This window comes from Aeromonas sp. A35_P (assembly GCF_002259925.1).
Taxonomy (GTDB): Bacteria; Pseudomonadota; Gammaproteobacteria; order Enterobacterales; family Aeromonadaceae; genus Aeromonas; species Aeromonas dhakensis.
On record NZ_NEVB01000044.1, the window covers coordinates 44,215 to 52,846 of the forward strand.

General features: G+C 65.0%; 5 protein-coding genes and 2 pseudogenes. 1 reads left to right on the plus strand and 6 read right to left on the minus strand.

From position 1 onward, the window contains the following. Window positions 1-145: 145 nt before the first annotated feature. Window positions 146-787, minus strand: a pseudogene (locus CAK78_RS03995) (lipoate--protein ligase); the annotation flags it as partial. On the opposite strand from CAK78_RS03995, the pseudogene CAK78_RS04000 reads away from it, so the two are divergent. Further along, window positions 780-3,002, plus strand: a pseudogene (locus CAK78_RS04000) (diguanylate cyclase domain-containing protein); the annotation flags it as partial. The pseudogenes CAK78_RS03995 and CAK78_RS04000 overlap by 8 nt on opposite strands. Window positions 3,003-3,071: 69 nt before the next feature. Here the strand turns inward: CAK78_RS04000 and CAK78_RS04005 are convergent. The 5 genes from CAK78_RS04005 to CAK78_RS04025 are packed head-to-tail and all read right to left on the minus strand — an operon-like array spanning window position 3,072 to window position 8,519. Continuing rightward, window positions 3,072-6,254 (minus strand): efflux RND transporter permease subunit, encoded by a 3,183-nt coding sequence (locus CAK78_RS04005; RefSeq protein ID WP_094696441.1) that lies wholly within the window; start codon window positions 6,252-6,254, stop codon window positions 3,072-3,074. Continuing rightward, a complete protein-coding gene (locus tag CAK78_RS04010) occupies window positions 6,247-7,296 on the minus strand; it encodes an efflux RND transporter periplasmic adaptor subunit (protein WP_094696442.1) in 1,050 nt (349 codons plus the stop codon). The genes CAK78_RS04005 and CAK78_RS04010 overlap by 8 nt, the downstream gene beginning before the upstream one ends. A 36-nt stretch (window positions 7,297-7,332) precedes the next feature. Further along, a complete protein-coding gene (locus CAK78_RS04015; RefSeq protein WP_094696443.1) occupies window positions 7,333-7,779 on the minus strand; it encodes a YeeE/YedE family protein in 447 nt (148 codons plus the stop codon). Between the two features lie 12 nt (window positions 7,780-7,791). Beyond that, window positions 7,792-8,205 (minus strand): YeeE/YedE family protein, encoded by a 414-nt coding sequence (locus CAK78_RS04020; RefSeq protein ID WP_176452655.1) that lies wholly within the window; start codon window positions 8,203-8,205, stop codon window positions 7,792-7,794. Next, entirely contained in the window at window positions 8,205-8,519 is a 315-nt protein-coding gene (locus CAK78_RS04025) for an ArsR/SmtB family transcription factor (protein WP_094696444.1), read from the minus strand. The genes CAK78_RS04020 and CAK78_RS04025 overlap by 1 nt, the downstream gene beginning before the upstream one ends. Between the last annotated feature and the right edge of the window lie 113 nt (window positions 8,520-8,632).

Sequence of the window (8,632 nt, forward strand, 5' to 3'; positions counted from 1 at the left end):
GGGTCACCGTTTGAAACAGTGACAATATCTAATGGCCTCCCCTACTTTTTGTCATGCATGAGGGCGTACGGTGGCTGGCAAAAAGGCGCCTTTCGGGCGCCTCTTTTGATTTTGTGATCCACCCGCCCCAACGGCGAGAAAAGCGTCAGCGCAGCGATGCCAGCAACCAGCGCGAGAACGCCTCCAGCTCGCTCTGCAGGGCCGGAAACTCGCCGCGCCACTGGCGCAGCAGCTCATCGATGGCCTCCACCTGATAAGCCACCCCGGGCAAGCGCGCGGCCAGCGCATCCAGCGGCGCCGGCTCCAGGCTGTCGCTGAAGATCTGCGCCCGCCCTATCACCCCCTTTTCCACATCGAAGTGCAGCTCCACCCCGCCCCAGCCGAAGCGCTCGTCCAGCTGATGGGTAAACGCCGGGGCATGGCCGAAGTTCCACTCCCAGCTGCGCTGGCGGGCGAAGGTCTCGGCAAAGCCGGGCAACTCTGGCAGCCGCTCGGGGGAGATATGCTCGGGTTGTACCCGCTCACCGTAGTGGCTGAAAAAGGCCTCCTGCAGCGCCTCGCTCACCCCTTGATGGTCGATGCCCGGCAACAGCTCGCCGAGGTTGGCTACCCGGCTGCGCACCGAACTGATCCCCTTGGCGGCCAGCTTCTTGGGATCGGGATTGAGGTAGTGGGCGAGCCGGCCGAGGTCTGCGTCCAGCAGCAGGGTGCCGTGGTGAAAGCCGCGATCATGGGTCTCCCGATAGGCCGAGCCCGACACCTTGCGCTCCCCGTCCGGGGTCGCCACCGATGTGGTCAACGAGGTGATGTCGGGCAATGCCCAGTTCGGGATCAGCGGCAGCGATCTGCTGCTGGCCCGCGCCAGCGGCCAACCCATAGTGGTGCTGGCCTCCATGTTGCAGCACTCGCCACTGGTGCTGCTCACCCTGGAACGACCCGACATTCGCCAGCCGGCGGATCTGGCGGGCAAGCGGCTGATGCTGGAACCCGGCTCCCAGGAGCTGCAGATCTACCTCAATCGCCATACGCCACCGGGCAGCTGGACCAAACTGCCCTACCGGCAGGGTTTGAAGGCCCTGCTGGCGGGAAAGACGGATGCCATCAGTGCCTACAGCACGACGGAACCCTTCTACCTGACCAAGATGGGCATCCCCTACCGGGTGTTCTCCCCCCGCAGCATCGACTTCGACTTCTATGGTGACAACCTGTTCACCTCGGAGCGCGAGTTGAACAGCCGGCCGGAACGGGTCTATGCCTTCCAGCAGGCCACGCTCAAGGGGTGGCGCTACGCCATGGACAACCCGGCCGAGATGATCGACTGGATCATGACCAAGTACCCTAGCGGCGCCGGGCGTGACCTGCTGCAGTTCGAGGCCGACACCACCCGGACGCTGATGCAGCCCGATCTGGTCGAGCCCGGCTACATGCAGCCGGAGCGCTGGCAGCAGATCGCCAGGAACTACCTCGATGCCGGCCTGCTGTCGGCCCTGCCCGACCTGGAGCACTTCCTCTACAACCCGGACCGGGAGCGGATCCGCCAGCAGCGCCAACTGCTCGACAAGAGCGTGGCGGTGGCCATGTTGATCACCCTCTCCCTGCTGACCCTGCTCGGTATCTTCTGCTACCTCTATCTGCGTCTGCGCCAGGAGGCGCACGGCCGACAGCGACTGACCCGCGAGCTGGCCCAGAGCGAGCAGCACTACCGTTTCGTGGCGGAGAACAGTGCTGACGTCATCTGGACCATGGACACCACCACCCTGCGCTTTCGCTATGTCAGCCCCGCCATCCAGCCGCTCAGCGGTTACGACCCCACCGATGTGCTCACCCTCCCCCTCAAGCAGCTGATCCCGGAGACATCCAGAAAACAGCTGCGCGCCGAGCTGAGCGGCTCCCTCGCCGCCTGGCAACGCGGCGATCACGAGCAGACCCGCTGCGTCATTCGTACCCAGCTGCGTCACAAGGAGGGACATCTGGTGGCCACCGAGACCATCACCACCCTGCACGGCAACGAGCAGGGCCAACCTGATGCGATCCTGGGGGTCACCCGCGACATCACGGAGCGGGCCGCCAGGGAGGAGATGATGCGCCGGCTCGCCTTCTACGACCCCCTCACCAACCTGCCCAACCGCCGGCTGCTGCAACAGCGGTTGAAAGAGGTCATGGCAGGCAAGACTGCCCAGCTGGCCCTGCTGTTCGTCGATCTCGACCACTTCAAACCGATCAACGACACCTTCGGCCACGAGACAGGTGACGTGCTGCTCAACATGGTGGCCGAGCGGATGCGCCACTGCGTGCGGGATCGGGATCTGGTGGCCCGCCTAGGTGGGGACGAATTCGTGATCCTGCTGCCCAACACAGGGGACGAGGCACTGACGGTGGCCGATCACCTGCACCAGAGTCTGCGCCATCCGTTTCGCATAGATGAGGAGCAGGAGCTGCGCATCTCCAGCAGCATAGGAGTAGCCCTCTACCCGGAGCACGGCACCGACCCCAAGACCCTGATGCACCACGCCGATCAGGCCATGTATCAGGCCATGTATCAGGCCAAGGGACGAGGGCGCGGCCGGGTCTGCCTCTATGCTGCCGGGCTGGATCCGGAACAGGGTTCGCTGGTGTGGCAGAGCAGCCAGGAGTGCGGCCATCCCCGCATCGATGCCGAACATCGCCAGCTGTTCGTGCTGACCAATCGGCTGCTGGAGCACATGAAGGATCAGCAGGAGCACCCGGCCCAGTTTCTGGAGTGCATGGAGAACCTGTTCGACGTGGCACGTCACCACTTCACCTTCGAGGAGCTGGTGCTGGCCGAGCTGGGTTACCCCGAGCTTGCCAACCACCGGCAAGACCACCAGCTGCTGCTGCAAAAGGCCGACCAGCTGATGACCGCCGCCAGGGCGGGCACCCTTGGCAACGACGAGTTGCTCAACTTCATCATTCAGGAGCTGGTGGTCGGCCATATGAGCCAGGCCGACCGGCGCTACTTCCCGCTGATGAAGGGGCGCTGAGCCCCGCCAGCCGGCGCATCTCCTCCCTGAACGTGTGAAACGAGAAGGGCCACCCGGGTGGCCCTTCTGTCATTGTGCGCCCGGCGCGTCTGCCGTGCTCCCCGACCGGTGCGACAGCAGGCTGTAGTAGAGCAGCGGGATCACCACCAGGGTGAGCAGGGTGGAGACCAGGATCCCGAAGATGAGGCTGATGGCCAGCCCGTTGAAGATGGGGTCATCCAGGATGAACAGGGCCCCTATCATGGCCGCCAGCGCCGTCAGCAGGATGGGCTTGGCCCGCACCTGCGCCGCCGCCATTACCGCCTGCTCGAACGCCACGCCAGCACCTCGCTGCTGCTCGATGAAATCCACCAGCAGTATGCTGTTGCGCACTATAATCCCGGCCAGGGCGATCATCCCGATCATCGAGGTGGCGGTGAACTGGGCCCCCAGCAGAGCGTGACCCGGCATCACCCCGATGAGGGTGAGCGGAATGGGGGCCATGATGATGAGCGGCACCAGATAGGAGCGGAACTGGGCCACCACCAGCAGGTAGATGAGGATCATCCCCACTCCGTAGGCGATCCCCATGTCGCGGAAGGTCTCGTAGGTGATTTTCCACTCCCCGTCCCACAACAGCGCCACCTCCCCCAATTTACCCGGCTGCTGCACGTAATACTGGGGCAGCTCGATGCCGGCACCGGCGGCAAACATGCCGTAGAGGGGGCTGTCAGCATGGCCCCCCATGTCGGCCACCACCATCACCATGGACTGCATGTTCTTGTGCATGATGTAGCTGGGGGCCAGCTCGTCACGGCGGCTCACCAGCTCGGATACCCGGATGAGCTGGCCGCTCTGGCTGCGCACCTTGAGCGCCAGGATGCCGGCCAGATCCCGCTTGTCGCCAGGGGCGAGCTCGACACGGATCGGTACCGGGTACTTGGCCCCCTGACCGTGCAACCAGCTGGCATCCTGATAGCCCACGCCCCCGTTGAGGGTCGCCACCAGATCGCCGAGATCGACCCCGAAACGGGCCGCCTTGCTGCGATCCACCACCAGCCGCCACTTGGGTTGAGAGTCGGTCAGATAGATGTCCACATCCACCAGGTCCGCCGTGGCCACAAAGCGGGCCTCTACGGCGCGAGCGGCCGCTTCACGGGCAGCAGGCGTCGGGCCATACACCTCGGCGACGATGGGTGACCAGACCGGCGGGCCGGGGGGCACCTCCACCACTTTCAGGTTGCCGCCGGCTGCGGATGCGATGGCCTGCAAGGGGGCGCGCACCGATTGGGCAATCTGGTGGCTGCTGCGATGGCGATCGTGTTTGTCTACCAGATTGACCTGAATATCCCCCACATTGGCGCCGCTGCGAATAAAGTAGTGGCGCACCAGCCCGTTGAAGTTGATGGGGGCGGCGCTGCCGGCGTAGATCTGGTAATCCTTCACCTCGGGCACCTTGGCGAGTTCCCGTCCCACCGCCAGCAGGGTGCGCTCGGTCTGCTCCAGGGTCGCCCCCTCCGGCATGTCGAGCACCAGCTGGAATTCCGACTTGTTGTCGAAGGGGAGCATCTTGAGCACCACCCACTGCACCATGGGCATGGCGGCGGCGCCCGCCACCAGCAGCAGGATGACCAGCCAGAGCTTGCGTCTCGCGCTCCTGGCGCCGTCCCCCATCAGGAAGGGGGTCATCAGCCGCTGGAAGAGCCCGGCCCTGGCCTCGCCATGGGCTGCATGTCCCTCGCTCTTGAGCAGGTGATTGGCCAGCCAGGGGGAGAAGATAAAGGCCACCAGCAGGGAGATGAGCATCCCCATGCTGGCATTGATGGGGATGGGGCTCATGTAGGGACCCATCAGGCCGCTGACAAAGGCCATGGGCAGCAGGGCCGCGATCACGGTCAGGGTCGCCAGTATGGTCGGCCCCCCCACCTCGTCTACCGCTCCCGGAATAAGCGCCTTGAGGGAGCCCTTGCCAAGGCCGCGATGGCGGTGGATGTTCTCCACCACCACGATGGCATCATCCACCAGGATGCCGATGGAGAAGATCAGCGCAAACAGCGACACCCGGTTGAGGGTAAAGCCCCACGCCCAGCTGGCAAACAGGGTCAGCGCCAGGGTGATGATGATGGCCACCCCCACCACCAGCGCCTCGCGCCAGCCCATGCTCACCAGCACCAGCAGCACCACCGCCGTGGTGGCAAAAATCAGCTTGCCGATGAGGGTGTTGGATTTGGTCTCGGCGGTGACGCCATAGTCACGGGTCACCGTCACCTCGACCCCGGCCGGGATGAGGCGATTCCTGAGGCTCTCGACCCGGGCCTCCACCCGCTTGGCCACCTCCACCGCGTTCTGCCCGGGCTGTTTGCCGATGGCCAGGGTCACTGCCGGATAGCTGTGATCCCCCTGCCCCATCCAGCTGCGCTGCACCGGGGTCTCCTCCCCAAGGGACACCCGGGCCACCTCGCCGAGGTAGACCGGCTTGCCATCATGCAGGCCCACCACCAGCTCGCGGGCCTCCTGCTCGCTTTGCAGGAACTGCCCCACCTGCACCTTGATCTCCCGATTATCCTGCTCCACGGCCTGCTCGCTACCCACCTGATTGGCGGCGGCGAGCCGCTGATTCAGCTCGCTCCAGCTGATGCCATCGGCGCTGAGGGCCGCCGGGTCCGGCATCACCCGCAGCACGGCGCGCTGGCCACCCAGGCTGTAGATATCGCGGGTACCGGGCAGGCGCTTGAGTTCGGTCTCCAGCTCGTGGGCAACCCGGGTCAGCTCGGCGGCCCCCAGCTGCTTGCTCCAGAGCGTCAGGCTGACGATGGGCACATCGTCGATGCCTCGAGGTTTTACCAGCGGCTGACCAACGCCGATCCCCTGGGGCAGCCAGTCGCGGTTCGAGTCGAGCTGGTTGTTGAGATCGACGATGGCCTGCTCGCGGCTCACCCCCACCTTGAACACCACCACCAGCAGGGCGCCGTCCGGGCGAGAAAAGGAGTAGAGGGTATCAATACCCTTTATCTGGGAGACCACCTGCTCGGCAGGGGTGGTGACGAGGGATTCGACCTCGGCCGGGCTGGCGCCCGGGAAGGGGATATAGACGTCGGCGAAGGTGACATCGATCTGCGGCTCCTCCTCCTTGGGGGTCACCAACACCGCAAAGAGACCGAGCAAGAGCCCCACCAGCGCCAGTAGCGGGGTGATGGCCGAGCCCTGAAACAGCGCCGCCAGCCGGCCGGCCGCCCCCAGATTGCCTTTGTTGCCGTGAGCGTCGTTACTCATGGGTCACCGCCTGCTGGCGCGCCCAGCCATCCGCCGCTATCTGATCGCCGCTCTGGATGCCCGCCAGGATCTCGCACTGCGCCGCCTCGCAATGGCCGACCCGCACCGGCGTCAGCACCCAGCCATCCCCTTCCTTCAGATAGAGACCGCTGAACTCACCCTGCCTGAGCAGGGCCTGCTCCGGCACTTGCAGCAGCTGGCGTTCGCCCTGCTTGAGTTGCACCTTGAGCCACATGCCGGGCAGCACCCCCGCCGTGCTCGGCGGCAGATCGAGGCGCAACCTGAAGGCGTGGCTCTGGCTGTCTGCATAGTTGAAACGGGTGGCCTTGACGGGAGCGATGGCCCTGCCATCCGGCAGCAGCACCTGCACATCAGCTGGCTGACTGGCAAGTGCGAGCGCGGACTGGGGCAGCTCCACCTCCACCCGCAGGGCATCAAGGGAGAAGCCGGAGAGCAGCGGGGTGCCGGGGGCCACCGTCTCCCCCAGCTCCACCAGCCGCTTGGTGACGACCCCGGCGTAGGGGGCGAGGATACGGGTATAGCCGTAGGCCTCCCGAGCCTGGGTGAGGGCGGCCTCGGCGGCGTTCACCTCGGCGCGGGCAGATCTGTCGGTCGCCAGGGCGCTGTCGAGCTGGGCGCGGGTGATCACCCCCTTGGCGATGAGGGCCTGGAAGCGGGCGAGCTGGCGCTCGGCCTCCACCTGCTGGGCCTGGGCCCGGGCCAGCCGCGCCTCGGCACCGGTGACGGCGGCAAACTGCTCCTTGCCGCTGATCTCGAGCAGAGGCTGTCCGGCCACCACCTCATCGTTCACATCCACCAGCATGCGGGAGACCCGACCGCCGGTCTGGGCTGCCACCGTTCCCTGATGGATGGCGCTGACGGTACCATCCAGAGTGAGCCAGTCGGTCACCTGACCGGGAGCCAGGGTCAGAGTCGCCTCGCCATGCGTCTCGGCAGACCATGCCGTCGACAGCGTCATGGGAGAGACAAGCGCAGATGTCACGGCCAGCAGGATGGCCCCCGGCAAGCGGATCGGTTCCATGATAGTCCTCCTTCCCCGGCAGCGGGGGCAATCCATTCAGGCGGAGCGGGGGTGGCCGCGCTTCTCCCGCACCTTCACCAGGACCCGATCAACCAGCAAGATCCCGGCCACCATGGCGGCTACGAACAACAATATCATGGGCTGGCCGCTGGAAATGAGACTCAAAGCAGGACCCGGGCAGATACCGACCAATCCCCAACCTAGGCCGAACAGAGCAGATCCCCCGATGAGGCGGCGATCCAGCTTGGGGGCGGGCACCACAGCCATGGGCTCTCCCAGCAGACTCACGCGCCGCGGCTTCACCAGCAGAAAGTAACCCGGCATGAAGACCAGCAGGGCGCCCCCCATCACGAACCCCAGACTGGGATCCCAAGCACCGGCCAGATCGAGAAAACCGGTGACCCGGGCGGGGTCTATCATGCCGGAGATGGCCAGGCCCAGACCAAACAGCAAACCGGCGAGCAAACTTGTCAACAAGGTCATTGCAATAGCCTTCTAGAAGAGATGATGAGTCAGCAACACGGTCAGTACACCGGTGGCCATGAAGGTGAGGGTCGCGACGATGGAGCGCACGGAGAGCCGCCCCATGCCGCAGATGCCGTGGCCGCTGGTGCAGCCATTGCCAAGGCGGGTACCAATGCCGACCAGCAGCCCGGCCAGCAGCACAACGGGCCAGGCGGGCAGCGCGGTGAATGCAGGCATGCTGGCCCAACCCAGCGTCAGTGCCAGCCAGGCCCCCGCTCCCAGCCCCAGCAGGAAGAGCAGCCGCCAGGATGCCTTGCGTTGCAGCGCACCGGCCAGAATGCCGCTGATCCCGGCCACCCGGCCGTTGCACAACATCAGGATCAGGGCTGCTAGCCCCACCAGCATGCCGCCCCCCAGTGAGAGCAGCCATTGGCTTTCCATCATCAAGATTCCTTATTTTCTGAGTGACAAAAATGGGTGTGCAGCGCCGCCAGCACATCGACGGCCGCCTCGCTCACCAGCGAGTAGTAGATCTGCTGGGAGACCTTGCGTGAGCGGACAAGGCCCTGGCGCTTCAATACCGACAGTTGCTGGGAGAAGGCCGACTGGCCGAGCTGGCTGCGGGCCAGCAGCTCCCCGACTCCCTTCTCCCCCTCCACCAGCTGACAGAGCACCATCAGCCGCTCAGGGTGAGCCAGCGCCTTGAGCAGGGAGGCGGCGGCCGTCGCGTGTCTGTTCATCTCGTCGAATTGGCTCATGGGAGTAAATTAGCAATTGCTGATATTTGGTTCTATTGTATAAAGTGACACTAAATTAGCAATATCTAAATTAAATAAGGAGAAGGTCATGACAGTAGAAAACGGAGTAAGAG

What these genes read in the sequence shown, in the direction of transcription:
- CAK78_RS04025 (WP_094696444.1), bottom strand. Translation starts at nt 8,519, where the DNA reads ATGAGCCAATTCGACGAGATGAACAGACACGCGACGGCCGCCGCCTCC.
- CAK78_RS04020 (WP_176452655.1), bottom strand. Translation starts at nt 8,205, where the DNA reads ATGATGGAAAGCCAATGGCTGCTCTCACTGGGGGGCGGCATGCTGGTG.
- CAK78_RS04015 (WP_094696443.1), bottom strand. Translation starts at nt 7,779, where the DNA reads ATGACCTTGTTGACAAGTTTGCTCGCCGGTTTGCTGTTTGGTCTGGGC.
- CAK78_RS04005 (WP_094696441.1), bottom strand. Translation starts at nt 6,254, where the DNA reads ATGAGTAACGACGCTCACGGCAACAAAGGCAATCTGGGGGCGGCCGGC.
- CAK78_RS04010 (WP_094696442.1), bottom strand. Translation starts at nt 7,296, where the DNA reads ATGGAACCGATCCGCTTGCCGGGGGCCATCCTGCTGGCCGTGACATCT.